The sequence below is a fragment of the Bacillus sp. FJAT-27251 genome (assembly GCF_001273925.1).
Taxonomy (GTDB): domain Bacteria; phylum Bacillota; class Bacilli; order Bacillales; family Cytobacillaceae; genus Mesobacillus_B.
This window is the reverse complement of record NZ_LIGG01000001.1, coordinates 4,976,263-4,997,441: the sequence shown is the minus strand read 5'-3', so window position 1 is coordinate 4,997,441 and position 21,179 is coordinate 4,976,263. Positions and strand designations below refer to the sequence as shown.

Below are 21,179 nucleotides of genomic sequence, written 5' to 3'. Positions count from 1 at the left end.
GCCGTTTCCGGAAGGGGGTCATTGTTACTGCTATGATTAACGAGAGTAGAATTCAACGATAAGAGCTTCGTTGATTTCAGCTGGAAGTTCAGAACGCTCAGGATGGCGAGTGAAAGTTCCTTCTAGCTTATCAGCGTCGAAAGTCAAGTAGTCAGGTACGAAGTTGTTCACTTCAACTGCTTCCTTAACAACATCAAGGTTGCGGGACTTTTCGCGAAGGCTGATTGTTTGGCCAGGAGCTACGCGGTAAGATGGGATATCTACGCGAGATCCGTTAACAAGAATGTGGCCATGGTTTACCAGCTGGCGAGCTGCACGGCGAGTGCGGGCAAGACCTAAACGGTAAACAACATTGTCAAGGCGGGATTCAAGAAGAACCATGAAGTTCTCACCGTGAACGCCTCCCATTTTGCCTGCTTTGTCAAACAGGTTGCGGAACTGGCGCTCAGTTACTCCGTACATATGACGAAGCTTTTGCTTCTCTTGAAGCTGCAATCCGTACTCGGAAAGCTTTTTACGCTGGTTAGGACCATGTGGACCTGGTGCGTAAGGGCGTTTTTCTAATTCTTTACCTGTACCGCTTAGAGAGATTCCAAGACGGCGGGATAGTTTCCAGCTTGGGCCGGTATAACGAGCCATGAATGACTCCTCCTTGTGTTTTTATTTCGGTAAAATAAAAACAGTTCGTGAAACGCAGTATGCGTATTCTGTTTTCATGCACCTTCGCCCTAGCAGCAGCGGGTTACACGATGCACCATCAAAGCAATTAGGTCTTTGAGGAACAAAATACACTCATAAAGGTCTTCACTTAGGCTGCGATATTTTACACAAAGAGTATTATATTATTTTTGAAGTATAAAAGTCAAGGTGTATTTTTAAAAGGACAAAACCCTTTTCATATCCGCAGCCATATCATATTCTAGAGATAAAGTGTTGTAAACGCTTACAACAAAGCTGGAGGAGAAGCATGGAGAAGAATAAACGCTTTGAAACAGAGGTCATCCACATGGGGTATGATTCGGGAGAGAACAGCGGGAGCCTTGTGCCGCCATTATTTCAGAGCAGTACATTTACATTCGCAAATGCGGCCCAGGGGGAAAGGCGGTTTGCGGGGGAAGAGGAAGGGTATATCTATTCGCGGCTGGGCAATCCGACTGTGAAGGTGCTTGAAGAAAGGGTGGCAGCGCTCGAGGGAGCCGAAAGGGCATTGGCATTTGGCTCGGGCATGGCCGCAGTTTCTTCCGTCCTGTTTTCCATCGTGAAGGCCGGCGACCATATCCTTTGTTCACAAGGGGTTTACGGCTGTACATTTGGGCTGCTTCAGCTTATGAAGGAAAAGTTTAACGTCAATCATGATTTCTCGTTAATGGAAAGCAGGGAAAGTGTCCTGCAGGCCATTCGCCCCAACACGGTTTGCATTTATATCGAAACCCCTATCAATCCAACAATGCGGCTGGTCGATTTGCAAATGGTGGCGGAGGCTGCGAAGGAAAAAGGCCTTCCGGTCGTGGTGGACAATACCTTCTGTTCACCTTATCTCCAAAAGCCTCTCGAGAAGGGCTGCGATGTGGTCATTCACAGCGCGACCAAGTATGTTTGCGGGCATGGAGACGTGATAGCCGGTTTGGCAGCAGGCAGCGAGGAATTTATGAACAAAGTGGCCATGACCACCCTTAAGGATATGGGCGGTATCATATCCCCGTTTGATGCCTGGCTGCTCCTGAGGGGGCTGAAAACATTGCATGTCAGAATGGACCGGCATTGTGAAAATGCCGAAAAGCTCGCCGCTTCCCTGAAAGCCCATCACGCAGTGGAAAGCGTATATTTTCCCGGAGATCCCGGACATCCCGATTACAGCATAGCTGAAAAACAGATGCGCAGGCCTGGGGGGCTTATCTCTTTTACCATAAAAGGCACAAAGGAAAAGGCCCAGGCCATCATGGATAAATTAAAACTCATCAAGATTGCTGTCAGCCTCGGGGATGCAGAAACGCTCATCCAGCATCCGGCAACGATGACCCATGCTGTGGTTCCCCCGGAAGAGCGGCAAAAAATGGGGATAGATGACAGCCTGCTTCGGCTGTCTGTCGGCCTTGAAGCATGGGAGGACATATGGGATGACCTGGAGCAGGCCCTAAGCGCTGCTTCGGAATAATGCTAAAAAAAACAGCTGCATTGGCAGCTGTTTTTTTAGTGAATCATATGTCACCCTTTATATAGCTTCATGAGCATTGAAACAAACTCCTCGAGCATGCGCTGGTCCAGTTCATCAAAGCGATCCTTTTCAGGAGAGTCGATATCGAGCACGCCCACAAGCTTGCCATTGTCGACCATTGGAATAACGATTTCCGATTGGGAAGCCGCATCGCATGCAATGTGGCCTGGGAATTGGTGGACATCTGCCACCCTGATGGTCTCCATCCTGGAGGCCGCAGTGCCGCATACCCCTTTGCCGACAGGAATCCGGACACAAGCAGGGAGCCCCTGGAAAGGCCCAAGTACCAGTTCCCCGTCTTCCATAAGGTAAAAACCGACCCAGTTGATTCTATCAAGGAATTGATTCAGCAGCGCGGAAGCATTGCTGAAATTGGCAACAGGGTTGGTTTCTCCCTCAAGCAGCGCTTGTAGCTGCTTTAGCAATAATTGATAATTACTTTCGCGGTTGGCGTTGTATGATTCGACCTTAAACAAGGTAATTCCCCCTTTTCTGCAAAATGCTCTATCCATTTTACCAAAAAGGAAGGAAAAAGGAAGGAATTTGTCGACAGGTTTTCAAAGGAAAACGGGAAGGCAGCGAGAACTTGTTATGATATAGCTTTTGACGGCGGACGGTTCGGGACGGAATGAGGGGAAGAACAGGAAAGGCAGGGGTGAAAAGAATGCGGAAAAATTCCAGGGAAGCCATCGTGGAGGCGGCGCTGTTCCTGTTTAACACGAAAGGATACAGCGGGACATCCATCCGGGACATTGCATCCAAGGCAGGAGTGAACCCGGCCAATATCGCCTACCATTTTCAGTGTAAGAAAGGGCTGCTCGAGCATTGTTTTACAGCTTATTTTGAACCTTATATTGCGGAGTTGGAAAAGGGGTATTCGCTGCTGGATGACGGAGCGGGATTGTGCCTTAAACAGATGGTGGAAAACGTGTTAAGATACCAGTGCCAAAATACCCAGCTCACCCGATTGATTCTCAGGGAAATGTCGATTGATTCCCAAATGGTGCGTGAAGTCATGTCGACCTACCACGTCAAAGAACGCTATTATTTTAAGAAAGTGCTGGAAAGAGGGATGAATACAGGAGAGTTCAGAAAACATCCTGTGCCATTTGCCATCCTGCAGCTTAAAGGCCTGCTGGCGACTCCATTTTTGAATATCCAGTATGTAAGTGAAGTCCTTCATATCCAGCCACATGAAAAATACTTTGCCGACAAATACAGCCGGGAAATTTTCCAGTGGATTGATGCCGCCCTGTGCGGGCCCCCAGCCTTGCCGGAACGAAGGATTGTTTCGATATAGGAAAGCGCAGCTGGGGGCTGTCTGCCTGCAGAGAGCCCCTGCTTCTTTAAAACTAAAAACCGGCAGCCTGCCGGTTTTTAGTTTTTCATATCGCTGCCAGTCTCGTACAGAATCGTCCTGTCAAAGCCCTGGCCCAGTTCCTTTGCCTGATGGGCGTCGGAGCCGTAGATGAGCGGTATGCCAAGGGCGGCGGCCTTTTCGGCGATGTCCCGTGGAGGGTAGGTTTGCCGGCAGAGCGGTTTGGCCGTTCCGGCCCCGTTGTAGTCCAATTCATAACCCTTCTCCTTGACGGCCTTTAAAACAGTATCCAGTTCATTGGTGAAGGCTCTTTCAACAGGATATTTTAGCTGGAACTTGTGAATGAGGGTGATATGTCCGATTCGTTTAGGCTTGTACTTCCCCAGGTCCGAATAGATGGATTTTAAAAGAGTGCGGTAATAATTTTCGTAGATGGCTTCCACAGACCCATAACGCTCCTTCATCTTGCCAAAATGTTCGGGGCTGTAATCGACACAGTCATGCCCGGAAGCATCCTTGAGGAAATGGACGGACAGGACGGCATCATCGAGATAGGGCCCTGCCATGTTGAGGAACTGTGCTGTTTCTGATTCGTACCCTTCAATGAAATCGACCTCGAGCCCTGCATGAATGGTGATCTTTCCCGCGTATTTCCGCTTGAGGGCGTCAATTTCTGCAAGGTATGCCTCAAGATGATCCTTGTCCATCGCACTGTCGGACTGCGGGACAGGATCGATAAACCCTTCTGGCAATGGAGCATGCTCGGTGAAAGAGATTTCCTCTATCCCGATGGAAAGGGCTTTTTCGATATAGCTTTCAAAAGAATCTTTTGTTCCATGAGGGCAGAACCTGCTATGGACATGTCCATCCCTGAACATTGGATTCACCTCCTGAATAGCTGGAAATTTTACGAATGGCGTGACATATTATGATGCTTTTCGATAATTTAAACAAAAATATGAATTTACTGGTCAAAAAATGTCGTTTACATGGTATCATAAATACATAAAAAATGACATTTCCTTTTTTATATACATAGGCTACAAACGGATGTTTGCCAAAGACCCAGGGGGATTGAAATGATATATATTTTTGGTGGTATAGGCGTACTGATCGCTTTTTTTCTAATAGGATATTTCATGAAACGGAAGTATTTTAATGAGGTTGACCGATACGAGGCCTGGAAGATCGAGTTAATGAACCGGCCGGTGCTGGACGAGATGTCCAAGGTAAAACAATTGAATATGACCGGCCAGACAGAAGAACTTTTTGAACGATGGCGGAAGGAATGGGATGAAATTGTCACGGTCGAACTGCCAGGCATTGAAGAGCTTTTGTTTGATGCGGAGGAATATACCGATAAGCTGAGATTCAAAAAAGCGAAAGAAGCGCTGGCGAGTATCGACGGGAAGCTTGAGGCACTTGAAGAAAGAATCGGGAAAATTCTCGAGGAGCTGAATGAACTTGTTGGCAGTGAAGAAAAGAACCGGACCGAAGTAGAGGAGCTGAAGGAGCATTACCGCCAGAGCCGGAAGATCCTTCTCGCCCACAGCCACAGCTTCGGGAAAGCTGAAAAGGGGCTTGAGGAACAGCTGAATGGGCTTCTGGAAAAGTTCCAGGAATTTGACATGAAAACCGAAAGCGGGGATTACCTGGAAGCAAGGGAAATCCTTCTTGGCATCAAGGCCGGCCTTGAAGACATGGGCGTCAAACTGGAAGTGATCCCGCAGCTGCTTCATGACTGCAACATCGGTCTTCCCGCACAAATCGGCGAACTGAAGGAAGGCTGCCGGGAAATGGCCGAGCAAGGCTATGCCCTTGGACACCTCGGCATTGAAAAAGAACTCGAAGAAATCGAAGGCGGGCTCGCGCAAATCCAGTCAGTGATAGACGATGGGGATGTTGCTGAAACGAGACAGGGGATGGAGGAACTGAAGCAGCGGATCGACGGACTCTTTGACCTTCTTGAAAAAGAAGTAGAGGCCCGCCGGTTTGTCACCGTTCATCAGGGAGAAATGAGAGAACAGCTGATTTTGGCTGCGGATGCAAGCGAAAAGATCCAGGAAGAAATTGAAGCTGTCCAGCAAAGCTATCACCTGCCAAATAAGGAGCTTGAGGTTCACTCCAGGGCAGACGAATTGCTCTTTGAGCTGATGAAAAGGTACGAGGTCCTCGCTGCGAGGGTCCTTCAGGGGGAAACAGCATACAGTTTCCTGAGCGAGGAGCTCGCAGAATTGAAGAATGAGATCGAGGAATGCATCGCGGAACAAAAAGAATTTAAAGAAAAGCTGAATGCCCTCCGGAAGGATGAAATGGCTGCACGTGACAGTCTAAGGGAGCTGTCGAGGAAGATCACCGGCAGCATGAAGCTGGTTTCCAAAAGCAATTTGCCGGGACTGTCGCAGAATTATAAATATCTGCTTGAGGATGCTAAAGAAAGCATCCAAAATGTATCCGACAAGCTGGAGCAAAAACCGCTTGATATACCAACTATCCAGCAGCATCTCGAGATCGCCGAACTTACGGTGGAAAAGCTGGCCAATACAACAGCGGAAACCGTTGAAAATGTCAGGCTGGCCGAAAGGGTCATCCAGTACGGAAATCGTTACCGCAGCTCCTTCCCGTCGGTTGATAAGGGGTTGAAGGAAGCGGAAGAGCATTTCAGGAATTATAATTATCGCGAGGCGCTTGAGCAGGCTGCTGCAGCGATTGAAGAAGTCGAACCAGGCGCCATGAAGAAAATTGACGAATTGTTCTTTGAAAAACAGCTATAAGGTGAAAGCTTCCAATGTGATTGGAAGCTTTCTTTTATTTCTAAGTACAAATTTTCACACTAAGATAACTGTCTAGCTCCAGCGCCTAGCCAGTTTTCATCCTTGATTTAACATCCTTGAGTATCTTGCGAGAAGCGTAGCTTTGAGCAGCTCGAGGTCATAAGCCACTCCAGAATTGAAGGCAAAGACCGCCTTCTATTCTGGAGTGGCTTATGCATGTCGGGGCTGAGCACTAAGGAAAACCTTCCAAGATTAAGCATCGCAGGAACAATCCGCTTTTAGATTGTTCCGAAGGCGCTTACGCTTTTCTTATTTTCAAGACGGACTCAATATGTTAAAATTCTTTGTTAGCAAAAAGGCTCGGCATCCAGGGGGGAGAATACCATGATTTATTTTGACAACAGTGCGACGACAAAACCTTATAAAGAAGTACTGGATTCATTCCTGAAGGTCTCTGCCGGCTATTTTGGAAATCCGTCCTCGCTTCACGGAATCGGAGGGCAGGCGGAAAAACTCCTGGGTCAGGCTCGTTCCCAGGTGGCCAGGCTGCTGGGCGTGAAAGCGGCAGAAATTATTTTTACTTCCGGAGGCACGGAAGGCAATAACCTGGCATTAAAAGGGGTAGCTCTAGCCAACCGCGGCCGGGGAAAACATATAATCACTACACAAATTGAGCATGACTCTATAGCCAATGCGGCCCGGCAGCTTGAAGAATTGGGTTTTGAAGTAACTTATCTGCCTGTCAACACAGCGGGATTTATCGACCCTGCCGCCATAAATGCGGCCATCAGGGATGACACCATCCTTGTCTCGGTCATCCATACCAATAACGAGGTGGGGACCATCCAGCCTGTGGGAGAAATCGGACAGCTGCTGAAGGATTTCCCGAAGGTGCTGTTCCATGTGGATTATGTTCAGGGTGCCGGCAAACTTCCCCTTGATATTTATGGCAGCAATATTGACCTCTGCACCATTTCGGGACATAAGTTCCATGGGTTGAAGGGGACTGGTGCCCTGTTTGTCAGGGACGGCGTAAAGCTTCTTCCGCTTTTATCAGGTGGGGGCCAGGAAKGGGAACGCCGGAATGGGACTGAAAATGTCGCTGGCATCGTTGCCATGGCCAAGGCCTTGAGGATGTCCACTGAACGATGGGAAAGAAATATAGGTCTAATAAATGAAATTATGGGGACAATAAAATCCGGATTAGCGGGAATGCCGGAAATCATTATCCATACCCCAGCAGAAAATTCGGCTCCCCACATTTTGAACTTCTCCGTTAAAGGCTTCAAAGCGGAAGTTTTCATCCATGCGCTTGAAGAGAAAGGCATCTATGTGTCTACGACGAGCGCCTGTTCTTCAAGGAAGAGCAGGCCCAGCAAAACATTGCTTGCAATGGGAGTGCCCGAAGGAGTGGCGGAGAGCGCCATCCGGATTAGCCTTTCAGGGGAAAATACTCTTGCTGAAGCCAAGGCAGCGGCAGGAGCCATCAGGGAGACTGTAAAACAATTAGGAGAGGTAATGAATTAAATGATGTATGACCGCATTCTTATACGTTATGGCGAAATTTCGACAAAAGGCCGAAACCGCAATAAATTTATCGATAAGCTCAGAAAGAGTGTAAGGAAGTCACTTGAAGATTTTCCTCAAGTGCAAATCGAATCCGACAGGGAACGCATGTATGTCCTGTTGAATGGAGAAGACGGAAGGAAAGTTGCTGAAAGATTAAAAAAGGTATTTGGCATCCAGTCATTCAGCCTTGCCGTCAAGGTTGAAAAGGATCTCGATAAAATGAAGCATGCGGCGCTCGAGTTGTTCCGCAGCCTTTACAGCGAGGGAAATACTTTTAAAATCACAGCGAAAAGATCGGATAAAACCTTTGAACTGGACACAAATGAGGTCAACTACGAATTCGGCGGCCACTTGCTTAAAAACATTCCCGGATTAAAGGTGAATGTAAGACAGCCGGATATCAACCTGCAAATTGAAATCCGGAAAGAAGCCGTGTATCTGTCAGCCGAAAATATCCTGGGTGCTGCAGGACTTCCTGTTGGTTCAAGCGGGAAAGCCATGCTAATGCTTTCAGGTGGAATCGACAGCCCAGTTGCCGGCTACCTGTCAATGAAAAGGGGCCTGGAGGTCGAGGGAATCCATTTCGCCAGCCCTCCGTTCACGAGTGAGCGCGCACGCCAAAAGGTGGAAGACCTTTCAGCCAAGCTCGCTGAAGTAAGCGGGCACTTTGCCCTTCATATTGTACCGTTCACCGAAATTCAGCAGGCCATCCACAAGCAGGTGCCCGACAATTATACGATGACGACAACAAGAAGGCTGATGCTGCAAATAGCGGACCGGCTTCGTGAAAAGCTTGGAGGCCTGGCGCTGATTACAGGGGAAAGCCTCGGCCAGGTGGCAAGCCAGACCCTCGAAAGCATGTATGCCATTAATGAGGTGACAAGTACACCAATCCTTAGGCCGCTGATTGCCATGGACAAAACAGAAATCATGGATATCGCCGGAAAAATCGATACACTGGACATCTCAAACCGGCCTTACGAGGACTGCTGCACCGTATTCGTGCCGGCCTCTCCGAAAACAAAGCCGAAGCTTGAAAAAGTCAAACATTTTGAAAGCTTCTTTGATTTTGAGCCTTTAATCGAGAAGGCCGTGCAGGAGACAGAAAGCATCCTGGTCACACCAGGCGGCGCACGCGCTGGACAGGAAGATGAGGATTTGTTTTAGAAAGACTGCTTTTATACCCTATTGGCTTCCTCTACTGTGAACAATTACCAACAACTAAGCTGAATGAAGGCATGTGATTCTACACACTCTATACTCACAAGGAGGTGAAATCACATGGCAAACAACAACAGTTCAAACCAGCTTTTGGTTCCAGGAGTTGAAGAAGCTCTTAACCAAATGAAGTACGAAATTGCTTCTGAATTCGGCGTTAACCTTGGTGCAGAAACAACTTCCCGCGCTAACGGATCCGTTGGAGGAGAAATCACTAAGCGCCTGGTTTCTATGGCTCAACAGCAAATGAGCGGTTTCTCTCGTTAATAAAAAATAAATAAAATGGCTACAAGGAGCGGGAGCGATCCCGCTCCTTTCTAATTGTCACAACTCCTTCCTATTTAATAATTCAAAAAGTCAAAAAAATCTGTATAATAAAATTAGCTATGATTATTAGTTGATAGGAGGGAGTTTATGAACAGGGAGCACCTGATTGCGCCGCAAGTTTACAATCTTATATCCGAAATGGAACAGTATGCAGTAAAGCAGGACAAGGTGGCACTTAAGTGGGAAGATGAAACGGGGGAGAAAAAGGAAGTCACTTACAGCGAGCTTATCAAAAATGCAAATAAAATCGGAAATGTATTCAGGGAGCAGGGGCTTTCAAAAGGAGATGTCGTCCTGGTTGTCATGCCAAGGCTGATTGAAGCGTACCAAGTGTATATTGCCGCATTGAAATCCGGGCTGGTCGTTATTCCAAGTTCTGAAATGCTCCGGGCAAAAGATTACCAGTATCGCATTTCGCATGGAGATGTCAAAGCAATTGTCAGCTATCATCCATTTGTTGAGGAGTTTGCACCTATCAGGGAGGCGGCTTCCCTTCTCAAGTTTTCAGTGGGGCAGGAAAAGGATGGGTGGCTTAACCTGGATACATTGGCCCAGGAAGCGGATGACCAGCTTGCATTGGCTACGACTGAAAGGGACGATATGGCGTTTATTTCCTATACCTCGGGTACGACAGGGAATCCGAAGGGCGTTGTACATACACATGGGTGGGCATACGCGCACCTGCGCACAGCAGCCACGAATTGGCTTGGAATAGAAGAAGGAGATACAGTTTGGGCGACTGCCGGGCCTGGCTGGCAAAAGTGGATTTGGAGCCCTTTCCTTTCCGTGCTTGGTTCAGGTGCCACAGGCTTTGTCTATCATGGGAAATTTGAACCTGTAAAATATTTGGAATTATTGGAAAGCTACCAAGTGAATGTCCTTTGCTGCACACCGACGGAATACAGGCTGATGGCCAAGGTCGAAAAAATTGGCGACTTTAAGCTTCCTGGCCTCCGCAGTGCCGTTTCAGCGGGGGAGCCCTTGAACCGGGAGGTCATTGACACCTTCAGGAAACATTTCCAGGTGGATGTCCGTGACGGCTATGGACAAACAGAAAACACGCTCCTGGTTGGCGTGACACAAGGCATGGAGCTGAAACCAGGCTCAATGGGCAAGCCGACACCAGGAAACAGAGTGGAAATCGTCAATGAGGACGGTGTCCCGTGCGGAGCAGGGGAAGTAGGCGATATTGCGGTCCATATTGAAACGCCGGCATTGTTCAAAAATTATTATAAAGACCCAGAACGTACCGCGATGCAATTCAGGGGTGATTATTACATCACCGGGGATAAGGCTAAGAAGGATGAGGACGGCTATTTCTGGTTTGAGGGACGCGGGGACGATATCATCATCAGCTCGGGATATACAATCGGGCCGTTCGAGGTGGAAGATGCCCTTGTGAAACATCCTGCCGTCCAGGAATGCGCCGTTGTTGCCTCTCCTGACAGTGTGAGGGGGCACATCGTCAAAGCATACATTGTCCTGAAGCCGGGCACGGATGAAACCAATCCGGAGCTTGTGCCGGCATTGCAGGAGCATGTGAAAGTGTTGACAGCTCCTTATAAATATCCGAGGAAGATTGAATTTGTAAGGGAGCTTCCCAAGACGACATCAGGGAAAATCCGGCGCGTCGAACTCCGCAAAAAGGAATTGGGCGTTTAAAAAACCTAGTGAAGAAAAAAAGGATTGCCAATCCGCCGGCTCCCCCGCTATAATGAACATATTTCGAGTTTAGAAATATCGGGGGTGCAGTGATGGCAAATCGGACGGAGCAGCAAGATGGGATTCTCTATGCCGCTTTTTCCTATATATTATGGGGAATTCTCCCTGTTTACTGGAAATTCCTGGACCTTGTCAAGGCTGAAGAAATCCTGGCAAACAGGGTGGCATGGTCTTTTGCTTTTATGATTGGAATCTTGCTTGTGTCAAAAAAATGGGCGCTTTTTGCCGGGACCATCCGGGGTTTTGCCCAAAATAAACGGCAGATGCTGGCGCTTGGGGCGGCTGCCATCCTGATCAGCATCAATTGGTTCGTCTATATATGGTCGGTCAATTCCGGACAGATGGTGGAAGCAAGCCTGGGGTACTACATAAACCCGCTTGTCTCTGTCCTATTGGGCGTCGTCTTTTTCAAGGAGAAACTTTCGGGTGCCCAGATATTATCTTTTTCATTGGCTGCAGCGGGCGTGCTGATCATGACATTTTCTTACGGCAGCTTTCCATGGATTGCCATGACGCTTGCCGTTTCGTTCGGACTATATGGCATGGCTAAAAAGTGGATCAGGATGGATTCGGCAGTCGGCCTTGCACTGGAAACCATGGTGGTGACACCGCTGGCGGTCATTTATATGGCCGTGTTGTTTACGGAAGGAAGCAGTACACTGTTTAGCGGCTCCCTGTCGACTAGTTTGTTATTGGCTGGTTCCGGGGCGGCGACGGCGATTCCCCTGCTGTTCTTTGCGAAAGGGGCACAAAGGATACCGCTATCGACGCTTGGTTTTCTCCAGTACATCGCTCCGACATTGACGCTGATCCTTGGGGTATTTATTTACGGGGAGCACTTCTCCAAAACAGACCTATTAGCCTTTACCTTCATTTGGGGAGCTTTGACCATCTACTCTCTTTCAAGGACGAAGCTTGCTGCTTCAATTGAATGGAAGTGGCGCAAGGAAAAGACACAGGCATAAATTCTTGTATCATGCAAAAAAGCCCATTTAGGGCTTTTTTTGCATGATAAGGGTCATAGGAAGGTTCGCTTTACCTTTTCCCAGAAGGAGTTATCCTTCAGCTTGACTGTTTTGATCACTTTCCCGCTTAATTTAACATCAATACTTTCAACATGCTGGATGCTGAGCGCTTCATTGTCCATGCCCATAATCGGGTAGTCATTTCCGTCCTGGACGACTTTCAATGAAAGCTTCCGGTCGCCGGAAAGAATAAAGGAGGACCCGAGAGTCCTGTACAGATTGTTGTTAACAGAGGCGACTTCGCTTACTTGCATGCAAGGCAGCAACGGATCTACCACCGACCCATTGACCGAGCGGTTATACCCTGTACTGCCGGTTGGCGTGGCTACGACCATTCCATCCCCTCTAAAGGTTTCAAAATGCAAGTCATCGATAAAGATATCCATCACAATGGCTTTAATGATGGAAGAACGGAGGCTGAACTCATTCAGGCAGCTGAAGGAAGTTTCACCATCAACATTAACCTCGATTGTAGGATAGCGCCTTACCTCCACATTATCGGTCGTGATTGCTTCAATGATTTTGGATTTATCCTGGGAATGGAAATCGCAATACATGGTCAATTTAGGTGAAGTGGATATTCCCGCATAAAGGCAGTCCTCGCGGAATCCCGTTTTTCGGACGGCCTGGAGAAAGGTGTCATCATCTCCGACCGAGACAATGATATTGGCCTTCGTGTAGTCCTTTTCCAGGGTGAAATCATATCTTTTGGCCAAATCATACAACGGGGCAACTTTCTCCTTCATTTCTGCATCGGGCTTATGGTAAAAATAAAGATTGCGGCGATTAGGCATGATGATTCCTCCATAAAATTTTGTCATAGTCTTGGTATAATCTTACCCCTTTTTTAACACCTTTTGCTAAAATAGGGAGGATTAATATTAGTTTACCATTTTTTCGGGATTCAAAAAAATGAAACACTAATTGAGAAGGGGGAAGCAGCATGAATGGAAAAAGATGGGCCGCACTTGGCATTGCCGCTGTTTTGTTTGCTGTATCAACGGTTGTTAATTTAATGTCTTCCTTTGCTTTTTCGGATGCGGAATCAGCCTTGACCGATCTGTTTGGCTCGGGTGATGACACCATGATTGAGGAGGTTCTGGAAGAAGGGGATGGATTTAACAAGATTGCCGTTCTGTCCATTAACGGAGTCATTCAGGATACTGGCACACCGGGATCCATTTTTGAAACGGCCGGATATCACCATCGCGGGTTCATGAACCAGCTGGACTATGCGAAAGAGGATAAAAGTGTCAGGGCGATTATCCTCAGAGTGAATACTCCTGGAGGAGGCGTCGTCGAGAGTGCCGAGATTCATGATAAGATTATTGAAATCCAGGAAGCCGGGAAGCCGGTCTATATCTCTATGGGATCCATGGCTGCATCGGGGGGATATTACATCTCGGCTCCCGCAGAAAAGATTTATGCGAGCCGTGAGACACTGACAGGGTCACTTGGAGTGATCATGCAGGGAATCAACTATTCCGGGCTGGCAGAAAAGTATGGTGTCGAATTCATGACGATTAAAAGCGGGCCATATAAAGACATCATGAGCGGCTCAAGAGAGATGACGGAGGATGAACGCGAAATTCTCCAGGAAATGATCAATAACTCATATGAGGGCTTTGTCGAGGTCATTTCCAATGGCCGGGGCATGAGCGTGGAAGAAGTTAAAAAACTGGCGGATGGGCGAATCTATGATGGACGCCAGGCGAAGGACCTTAATTTAATTGACGGCTTCGGCCATTTCGACGATGTTGTCTCAGCCTTAAAAGAAGATAAGAAACTGGGGAATGCCCAGGTTGTCCAATACTCTGAAAACATTGGTTTCCGCTCGCTCTTTGGAGTAAGCGCCCAAAAGATAATGGGCAAGGATTTGGAAATGGCCGGCATGATGAAGCTGTTGTCAGAGCCAAATTCGCCAAGGCTCATGTATCTATATGCTGAATAAGGAGGCGAGGAAATGACCACACATGACCATGAAACCGGAATGGAAGAAATGGGGCAGCATCCCGAAGAAGGCCGCAGCCATGGAATGGCAGAATCTATAGTGCCTGTAAGCAGCTATGCCGGATTTTGGATGAGGTTCTGGGCCTATCTGCTGGACCTGGTGGTAATAGGCAGCCTCAACCGGCTGATTGTTTTCCCCGTTTTTCGTGCACTTGGGCTGCCTGTGGCGGAGTCGGGCATGTTTGCACCTGCTGCCATCGTGACGGCCATTGTTTTTTACTTGTACTTTGTGCTGATGACAAAGTACTTTGGACAGACGCTGGGCAAGATGGTGTTTGGGTTGAGGGTAGTGGATTTAAAAGGAGAACCTCTATCCTGGGGGACGGTGTTATTCCGTGAGTGGATTGGCCGCTTCATCTCCTCCACTCTGGTGGTTGCCTATTTGATTGTTGCGTTTTTGCCCAAAAAACAGGGGCTGCATGATTTGTTCGCTGATACATCCGTTGTCCATGAAAATTCCTAAACCTGCCTCTGGCAGGTTTATTTTTTTGGGGCAATGGCCATAATGGTAGGCTGAAAGGTTGTGAAACAGTGTGATTTGGCTGCTGCTGGTGCTGCTATTCCTGATCTTGCTTCTGGTTTTAATGTTGTTCTCCAAGGCGAGTGTCCATATCGATTTTTACCATGGGAACGATAACGACCACCTGAAGGTTGTGGTCAGGGCGCTAGGAGGTTTGCTTACCCTCCGCAAAGACATTCCCATGATAGCGGTTGATGAGGACAGCCCTTCTGTTGTCATTGCCGAGGAAACGAAAACGGGACCCAGCGAAACGACGAAAGCGCAGGAGGAGCGCAGTTTTGACAAGGAAGACCTGCTTGACTCCCTTGAAGATGCAAGGGCCCTAATCGAGCATATTGTCGGGTTGCATTCTCTTGTTAAAAAACTCCTGGCTAAGGTGAAGGTCAAAAAGCTTGAGTGGCACACGAATGTGGGCATAGGTGACGCTGCATCCACCGCGATAGCATGCGGCGCGATCTGGTCTGTTAAAGGAGGGATCCTTGCCATCCTCAGCCATTATATGAGGCTTGTCACGAGCCCGGTAGTGACGGTCACCCCGAATTTTCAGAGAGCAACATCGCAAATCCTTTTGAAGTGTATGTTTCAAATAACAATGGGGCATGCTATTTGGGCAGGAATAAAACTTGTGAAATATTGGAAGGGCGGAATGCCGGAGTTTAAAACGAAGCCGCTTTCGGTCCTTTCTAATAATAATGCAAACTCGATTTAATAAGGAGGAAGTTGCGCATGTCTGAACATCCAATTCAAGGACTTATGACTACAGCCATGGAAAACCTGAAGGAAATGATTGATGTCAATACCATTATTGGGGACCCAGTTGAAACTCCTGATGGCAGTGTGATTATGACGGTCTCCAAAGTAGGCTTTGGGTTTGCGGCGGGGGGCAGCGAGTTCACCCTGGAAAATGGCGGCTCAGAGAAGCATCCATTTGGCGGCGGAAGCGGCGGCGGTGTTTCCATTACTCCTATCGCATTTTTGATTGTCAGTTCCCAGGGAGTAAGGATGCTCCATCTTGATGAAAATACCCACCTGATTGAAAAAATCCTTGATGCCGCGCCACAGGCAGTGGAAAAAATCCAAAAAATGATGTCCAAGGGGAGCGGCGGCAATAATGAAGGCGGCCAGAAAGACAATCTTCAGCCAACTAACCCTGGCAAATATGACGGGCCAAAAGAAGACCTGGAAATGTAGATCAACCCGGGAAAGTTAACTGACCGCAAGGAAGGTTAACTTTTTATTTGCCTTTGAAGTGCTCTATTATTTGAAAATTTTTCATTTAAAAGATATATTTACACTGTACATATAATGGACCAGGAGGATGAGAATATGGCAAATATTACTTTCAAGGGGAACAAGGTTACTTTGCTTGGAAATGAAGTCAAGGTTGGAGAGAAGGCACCGAACTTCAGTGTGCTGGCAAACGACCTGTCTGCTGTTACACTTGATGATTCGAAAGGCTCCGTACGCCTGATCAGCGTTGTGCCTTCACTTGATACAGGCGTATGCGATGCGCAGACCCGCCGTTTTAACGAAGAAGCGAACAAGCTGGACAATGTGAAGGTTCTGACTATCTCTGTGGACCTTCCATTCGCACAGAAGCGCTGGTGCGGAGCTAGCGGAGTCGAAAACGTACAAACTCTTTCCGACCATCGTGATCTTTCTTTCGGGGAAGCATATGGAGTGGCCATTCAGGAGCTTCGCCTTCTTGCACGTGCCGTTTTCGTCGTTGATTCCAATGACCAGGTGACTTATGCAGAATACGTGAGCGAAGCAACAAACCACCCAGACTATGAAGCAGCCATCGAAGCAGCGAAGCAAGCAAAATAAATAAGCCTAATGTGGGAAATAAGCACAGCCCAACAAGAAAGCCGCAGACCCTTCTGCGGCTTTCATCGTTCTTGGCAACAACAAGCCATTCAGGCTGCGACAGCCTCGTTCTCCCGAGTCCAACCGCTTGTGGCATGGAAAAATCAAAGGTAAAATATACAATGATGAAAGACCAGGAGGAAAACAATGAACATAGAACCAGTCGAAAAGCTGTTCACGATGTTTAATGTGACAGCCGATTTATTAAAAGATGAATTATCTTGTACATACCTTGAAGCGTTAGCCGAAACCGGGGAAAACCTGTTTCACGGCAAGGTCATGCAGGAAGAAATCAGTGAGTGGACAAGCAAAAGGCTCGAAAAGCTTTATAGTGAAGTAAGTCTGGCCGGCCGCTCCAAAGAAGAAATAAGAAAAGGATTCCAGCTGGCCATCCTGAAGGGCATGCAGGAAAATGTCCAAGCCCATCATCAGATGACCCCGGATTCGGTCGGATTGTTTATGGGATATCTTATAACGAAATTTATAAATAAACAGGAATTCCGCCTCCTTGACCCGGCGGTTGGAACGGGGAACCTTTTATCGACCGTGCTCAATCAGCAGGGAGATAAAGCGATAGATTCAACGGGGATTGAAATTGACGATGTGCTGATCAGGCTGGCCTATGTGAATGCCAATCTGCTGGAGCATGAAGTTGAGCTATTCAACCAGGACGCCCTTGAACCATTATTTATTGACCCGGTGGATGCAGTCGTTTGTGACCTCCCGGTTGGATACTACCCCAATGATCTGCGGGCGTCCGAATTCGAGGTGAAAGCCGAAAGCGGACATACATACGCCCACCATCTGTTCATTGAGCAAAGCACCCGGCATGTGAAAGATGGAGGCTATATGTTCTTTGTCATTCCAAACGGCCTCTTTGAAAGTGAGCAGGCCGGCAGCCTGCGAAGCCTGATACAGAACCATCTGAACATCCAGGGGATCATCCAGCTTCCAAAAACCATGTTCAAAAGCGAGCAGGCAGCAAAGAGCATTTTAATCCTTCAGAAAAAGGGAGAAGGATTGAAGCCGCCAAAACAGGCCCTGCTTGTTGATTTGCCCAAGCTGTCGGATGGACCAGCCATGAGCAGGATTCTTGGGAAAATTGACGAATGGTTTGCGGAAAACAAAAAATAGCGGGGTGTACGGCATTCGTGCGGAAAGCAAGGTTCTAGCCAAAACCCTAAACATTAATTATTCCTTAAAACTGGGCCAAAGCCTTCGCTTTGGCCCAGTTTTTTTTATGAAGGCAAAAGAGGTATTGCCATAGGGCTTATGTGGTTAATAAAAGGGTAAAAGCTAATGACTGACAATTCAAAGTGTCCGAATAAATACTCATTTTGATTGTAAACGCTCACAGCTGTCAAGTTCCTTGAAATGTAGGATAGGCAGTGTTTTAATTGTCATTGGACAGATAGAATCGGGGCTTGCTGCACAAAATAAACAGGATGCAGATGCAAGTCATTATATAAAGGAGCGGTACAGAAATGGCGAAAATGATTGCAATCAATGCAGGCAGTTCATCTCTGAAATTCCAGTTGTTTGAGATGCCAAGTGAAGAGGTTATTACAAAAGGGATTGTAGAGCGAATCGGCTTAAACGATTCCATTTTTCAAATTTCCGTTAATGGTGAAAAAATTAAAGATGTGCTCGATATTCCCAACCATGAAGTCGCAGTGAAAATGCTGCTCGATAAATTGATCAGCCAAAACATCATCCAATCCCTGGATGAAATTGAGGGCGTTGGCCACAGGGTTGTCCACGGGGGAGAAGAGTTCAGCGATTCAGTCGTGATCACAGAGGAAGTACTGAATAAGATTGACAAGCTTTCAGAGCTTGCTCCTCTGCATAATCCTGCGAACCTGACAGGTATTCGCGCCTTCCATCAGGCTTTGCCGAATGTGCCGGCAGTAGCTGTTTTTGATACAGCCTTCCATCAGACCATGCCGGAAAATTCTTTCTTATACAGCCTGCCTTACAATTACTATAAAGAATATGGAATCCGTAAATATGGCTTCCATGGAACATCCCATAAGTATGTTTCCCAGAGAGCGGCCGAAATGCTGGGCCGCCCGATTGAACAGCTGAGGCTGATCTCCTGCCACCTGGGCAATGGTGCAAGTATCGCTGCCATCGAGGGCGGAAAATCGATTGATACGTCAATGGGCTTCACCCCGCTTGCGGGAGTTACCATGGGCACTCGCTCCGGAAATATCGATCCAGCCCTCATTCCATATATCATGGAGAAAACCGACAAGACGGCGGACGAAGTCCTGAACGTATTGAATAAAGAGAGCGGCATGCTTGGCGTATCCGGATTCTCCAGCGACCTTCGCGATATCGAAGACGAAGCGAAAAAAGGAAATGAACGTGCCGAGCTTGCGCTTCAGGTATTCGGTGACCGTATCCATAAATACATCGGTTCGTATGCGGCGCGCATGTGCGGTGTCGATGCCATCATCTTCACTGCAGGAATTGGGGAGAACAGCTCTGCCATCCGCGAACGTGTACTGAAAGGCCTTGAATTCATGGGCGTTTACTGGGATCCTGCCTTGAACAAAGCGCAAGGAGAAGAAGCGTTCATCAGCTATCCGCATTCTCCTGTTAAAGTAATGGTCATCCCGACGGATGAAGAAGTCATGATTGCGAGAGATATTGTAAGACTGACGAAATAAGCAAAAAAGGCAAAAGCTCCGGCTTTTGCCTTTTTTTATGATTGGATTCCGGCGATGGCAAAGAAAGCATTGCGGCAGCGGGTTGTGCTATACTAAGAAAAAGTCATTTTCCGGAGGTATACGCCAATGTCATTAACGGAAAGGGAAAAGCAGGTTCTCGGCAATTTGCAGGATTGGGAGGTCTCTCTCGCCGATTATCAGCCGAATGATCTGGAGCTTGCTTACGACCGATATTTGGAACGGACATTTTCCCTGCTGCCCGAGGAGATCCAAAAGGAATTTTTCTCGAGGTTCGACAGCGGACTGTTTCATCTTCATTCGCTTATACAGGGATCGCAGCTGCAGATGGACGCCAAGGAAAGGATTCTATCCGCCGGGCGGGTGTTCAACCCTGAGCTTGTTTCAATCAGTGACCTGAAGGACTTGTCCATTGAACAGCTTGAATACATTGCCGAGCAGCAGATTGCCAGGCACCGTATGTACTCATTTGTCCAGGGCGGATTATCAGGCAGCGGCGGGAACCTTCCGCTCGTGTCGGACATTCCTGCCATGGCAGTCATCAACCTGAGGGCCGTTCAGCTGATTGGGCTTACATATGGCTTCGAGGCCAACACGCCATTTGAAATGATGGCTGCCCTGAAGGTTTTCCATGTGGCCATGATGCCGCAACGGATGCAGGGAAGCGGATGGATGGAACTGACGGATGACCTGCAGGAGGCGGGGGATTTTTATTTTTATCTGGGGAAAGAAGAGCTGACTGATGTTACTTGGCTTGAGCAGCCAGTCAATCATATTTTTAAAGGGCTCGCCATCGTCCTTTTCCGGAAAAGGCTGCTTCAGGGGCTTCCGGTCATCAGCATGGCCATCGGAGCCAGCGCCAATTACCAGCTGACAAGGAGGGTAACCGACTTTGCCCATAAATATTATCAAATGAGATACTTTCTGCATAGAGGGGAGTGGAACAAATGAGCACACAGGAGCATAAGCAGAAGGCCCCCAGCCAGGTCCGCTGCAAAGTGATTACCGTCAGTGATACAAGAGACAAGAAGACAGACAAAAGCGGTAAGCTGATGATGGAGCTGCTTGAGGGCCAGGGGCACCTCATTGTGGATTATGTAATTGTAAAAGACGAGGAAGATCCAATCCGGGATGAAGTCCTGAGGAGCTGCAGCGAACCTGGTATCGACGCTGTGCTCACCAATGGAGGAACAGGCATTGCAAAGCGTGATGTCACGATTGAAACGCTACAGGAACTATTCCAGAAAGAGATTACCGGATTTGGCGAGCTGTTCCGGATGCTCAGCTACCAGGAGGATATTGGTTCAGCGGCCTTATTGTCCAGGGCGGCTGCGGGAGTCGTGAACAACAAGGCGGTCTTTGCCACGCCCGGATCCACAGGAGCAGTCAAGCTTGCGATGACAAAGCTGATCCTTCCGGAAATCGGCCATGTTGTCAGGGAATTGCAGAAGGACTTGTAAAGAAAACCCCTCCAGGGAGCTGGAGGGGTTTTTCAGGCTCATTGGTGCAATTTTGCGGTTACATCCTGATGGGTCCGATACCAAAGCCAAAGGTCGTTGATAATCGATGCAAGCTCGGCGATTTCGCTGTTGAGGGTACAGGATCGTTTAAAATCAGACTCATCATTCAGTTCGGCCTGTTTGGAATTGATTTCTGCCTCCAGGTCTTCAATCCGGTCGGGAATGCTTCCGCGGATTCGTTCCCAATAAAGGAGAACGTCATGCTGTACCTTCTCCGGTAGCCGGTCCCAATCTGTTTTAAAGGCAGGCAGCTGGATGCCAAGCCGCTCATCAAAGCTGAAATGTTCCTCCATCAAAAAGTCACCCCATTTTTGTCCTGCTTTTATTTTACAACAGTTCCAATAAGCCTTCCATTTCTATTTTTACACTCAAAATCAGAAAGTTTTTAAAAAAAATTTGAATTAA

22 protein-coding genes are annotated in these 21,179 nt (G+C 47.8%); 17 read left to right on the top strand and 5 right to left on the bottom strand.

What is annotated here, in order from left to right; genetic code table 11:
- Window positions 1-36 precede the first annotated feature (36 nt).
- Window positions 37-639: a 30S ribosomal protein S4 gene (gene rpsD / locus ADU22_RS23665; RefSeq protein WP_053364365.1), complete on the bottom strand. Its 603-nt coding sequence runs from the start codon at window positions 637-639 to the stop codon at window positions 37-39.
- 328 nt (window positions 640-967) lie between these two features.
- Here rpsD and megL point away from each other — a divergent pair, with 328 nt between their 5' ends.
- On the top strand, window positions 968-2,155 hold the full coding sequence (gene megL / locus ADU22_RS23660; protein ID WP_053364364.1) for a methionine gamma-lyase: 1,188 nt from the start codon (window positions 968-970) through the stop codon (window positions 2,153-2,155).
- Between the two features lie 50 nt (window positions 2,156-2,205).
- Here the strand turns inward: megL and msrC are convergent, their stop codons facing one another.
- Window positions 2,206-2,691, bottom strand: a complete 486-nt coding sequence (gene msrC, locus ADU22_RS23655) for a free L-methionine (R)-S-oxide reductase MsrC (protein WP_053364363.1) — start codon at window positions 2,689-2,691, stop codon at window positions 2,206-2,208.
- 188 nt (window positions 2,692-2,879) lie between these two features.
- Between msrC and refZ the strand changes: the two genes are divergently transcribed.
- Window positions 2,880-3,515 carry a forespore capture DNA-binding protein RefZ gene (refZ, locus tag ADU22_RS23650; RefSeq protein ID WP_053364362.1) on the top strand — a complete coding sequence of 212 codons (636 nt, stop codon included), beginning with the start codon at window positions 2,880-2,882 and terminating at the stop codon, window positions 3,513-3,515.
- A gap of 77 nt (window positions 3,516-3,592) precedes the next feature.
- On the opposite strand, the gene hisJ is transcribed toward refZ, so the two are convergent.
- A complete protein-coding gene (gene hisJ / locus ADU22_RS23645) occupies window positions 3,593-4,411 on the bottom strand; it encodes a histidinol-phosphatase HisJ (RefSeq protein ID WP_053364361.1) in 819 nt (272 codons plus the stop codon).
- A 201-nt stretch (window positions 4,412-4,612) separates the two neighbouring features.
- Between hisJ and ezrA the strand changes: the two genes are divergently transcribed.
- From ezrA to rarD, 6 genes are all read left to right on the top strand, one after another.
- The gene (gene ezrA, locus ADU22_RS23640; RefSeq protein WP_053364360.1) at window positions 4,613-6,307 is read left to right on the top strand and encodes a septation ring formation regulator EzrA; all 1,695 of its coding nucleotides are present in this window, start codon (window positions 4,613-4,615) and stop codon (window positions 6,305-6,307) included.
- Between the two features lie 384 nt (window positions 6,308-6,691).
- On the top strand, window positions 6,692-7,834 hold the full coding sequence (locus ADU22_RS23635; RefSeq protein WP_053364359.1) for a cysteine desulfurase family protein: 1,143 nt from the start codon (window positions 6,692-6,694) through the stop codon (window positions 7,832-7,834).
- Complete coding sequence (gene thiI / locus ADU22_RS23630; protein WP_053364358.1) at window positions 7,835-9,043, top strand: tRNA uracil 4-sulfurtransferase ThiI; 1,209 nt, start codon at window positions 7,835-7,837, stop codon at window positions 9,041-9,043.
- Between the two features lie 114 nt (window positions 9,044-9,157).
- Window positions 9,158-9,361, top strand: coding sequence for an alpha/beta-type small acid-soluble spore protein (locus tag ADU22_RS23625; protein ID WP_053364357.1), 204 nt, complete (start codon window positions 9,158-9,160; stop codon window positions 9,359-9,361).
- A 147-nt stretch (window positions 9,362-9,508) separates the two neighbouring features.
- Entirely contained in the window at window positions 9,509-11,083 is a 1,575-nt protein-coding gene (mbcS, locus tag ADU22_RS23620) for an acyl-CoA synthetase MbcS (RefSeq protein ID WP_053364356.1), read from the top strand.
- 92 nt (window positions 11,084-11,175) lie between these two features.
- Window positions 11,176-12,108: an EamA family transporter RarD gene (rarD, locus tag ADU22_RS23615; protein ID WP_053364355.1), complete on the top strand. Its 933-nt coding sequence runs from the start codon at window positions 11,176-11,178 to the stop codon at window positions 12,106-12,108.
- Between the two features lie 53 nt (window positions 12,109-12,161).
- Here the strand turns inward: rarD and ADU22_RS23610 are convergent, their stop codons facing one another.
- Complete coding sequence (locus ADU22_RS23610; protein ID WP_053364354.1) at window positions 12,162-12,962, bottom strand: NAD kinase; 801 nt, start codon at window positions 12,960-12,962, stop codon at window positions 12,162-12,164.
- Window positions 12,963-13,111: 149 nt separating this feature from the next.
- Between ADU22_RS23610 and sppA the strand changes: the two genes are divergently transcribed.
- The 9 genes from sppA (at window position 13,112) to ADU22_RS23565 (ending at window position 20,714) form a co-directional block, all read left to right on the top strand.
- Window positions 13,112-14,119 carry a signal peptide peptidase SppA gene (gene sppA / locus ADU22_RS23605; RefSeq protein ID WP_053364353.1) on the top strand — a complete coding sequence of 336 codons (1,008 nt, stop codon included), beginning with the start codon at window positions 13,112-13,114 and terminating at the stop codon, window positions 14,117-14,119.
- Between the two features lie 84 nt (window positions 14,120-14,203).
- Window positions 14,204-14,641, top strand: coding sequence for an RDD family protein (locus ADU22_RS23600; RefSeq protein ID WP_231687989.1), 438 nt, complete (start codon window positions 14,204-14,206; stop codon window positions 14,639-14,641).
- Between the two features lie 70 nt (window positions 14,642-14,711).
- Window positions 14,712-15,407 carry a DUF2953 domain-containing protein gene (locus ADU22_RS23595; protein WP_053364352.1) on the top strand — a complete coding sequence of 232 codons (696 nt, stop codon included), beginning with the start codon at window positions 14,712-14,714 and terminating at the stop codon, window positions 15,405-15,407.
- A gap of 17 nt (window positions 15,408-15,424) precedes the next feature.
- Window positions 15,425-15,889 carry a GerW family sporulation protein gene (gene ytfJ / locus ADU22_RS23590; protein WP_046523471.1) on the top strand — a complete coding sequence of 155 codons (465 nt, stop codon included), beginning with the start codon at window positions 15,425-15,427 and terminating at the stop codon, window positions 15,887-15,889.
- Window positions 15,890-16,024: 135 nt separating this feature from the next.
- On the top strand, window positions 16,025-16,525 hold the full coding sequence (tpx, locus tag ADU22_RS23585) for a thiol peroxidase (protein ID WP_053364351.1): 501 nt from the start codon (window positions 16,025-16,027) through the stop codon (window positions 16,523-16,525).
- Between the two features lie 186 nt (window positions 16,526-16,711).
- A complete protein-coding gene (locus ADU22_RS23580) occupies window positions 16,712-17,698 on the top strand; it encodes a class I SAM-dependent methyltransferase (RefSeq protein ID WP_053364350.1) in 987 nt (328 codons plus the stop codon).
- A gap of 350 nt (window positions 17,699-18,048) precedes the next feature.
- Entirely contained in the window at window positions 18,049-19,236 is a 1,188-nt protein-coding gene (locus ADU22_RS23575) for an acetate kinase (protein ID WP_053364349.1), read from the top strand.
- Window positions 19,237-19,362: 126 nt separating this feature from the next.
- Complete coding sequence (locus ADU22_RS23570) at window positions 19,363-20,205, top strand: EcsC family protein (protein WP_053364348.1); 843 nt, start codon at window positions 19,363-19,365, stop codon at window positions 20,203-20,205.
- Window positions 20,202-20,714, top strand: a complete 513-nt coding sequence (locus ADU22_RS23565) for a MogA/MoaB family molybdenum cofactor biosynthesis protein (RefSeq protein WP_053364347.1) — start codon at window positions 20,202-20,204, stop codon at window positions 20,712-20,714. Before ADU22_RS23570 ends, ADU22_RS23565 begins: the two co-directional genes overlap by 4 nt.
- A gap of 38 nt (window positions 20,715-20,752) precedes the next feature.
- Here the strand turns inward: ADU22_RS23565 and ADU22_RS23560 are convergent, their stop codons facing one another.
- Window positions 20,753-21,067, bottom strand: a complete 315-nt coding sequence (locus tag ADU22_RS23560) for a hypothetical protein (RefSeq protein ID WP_053364346.1) — start codon at window positions 21,065-21,067, stop codon at window positions 20,753-20,755.
- Window positions 21,068-21,179 lie beyond the last annotated feature (112 nt).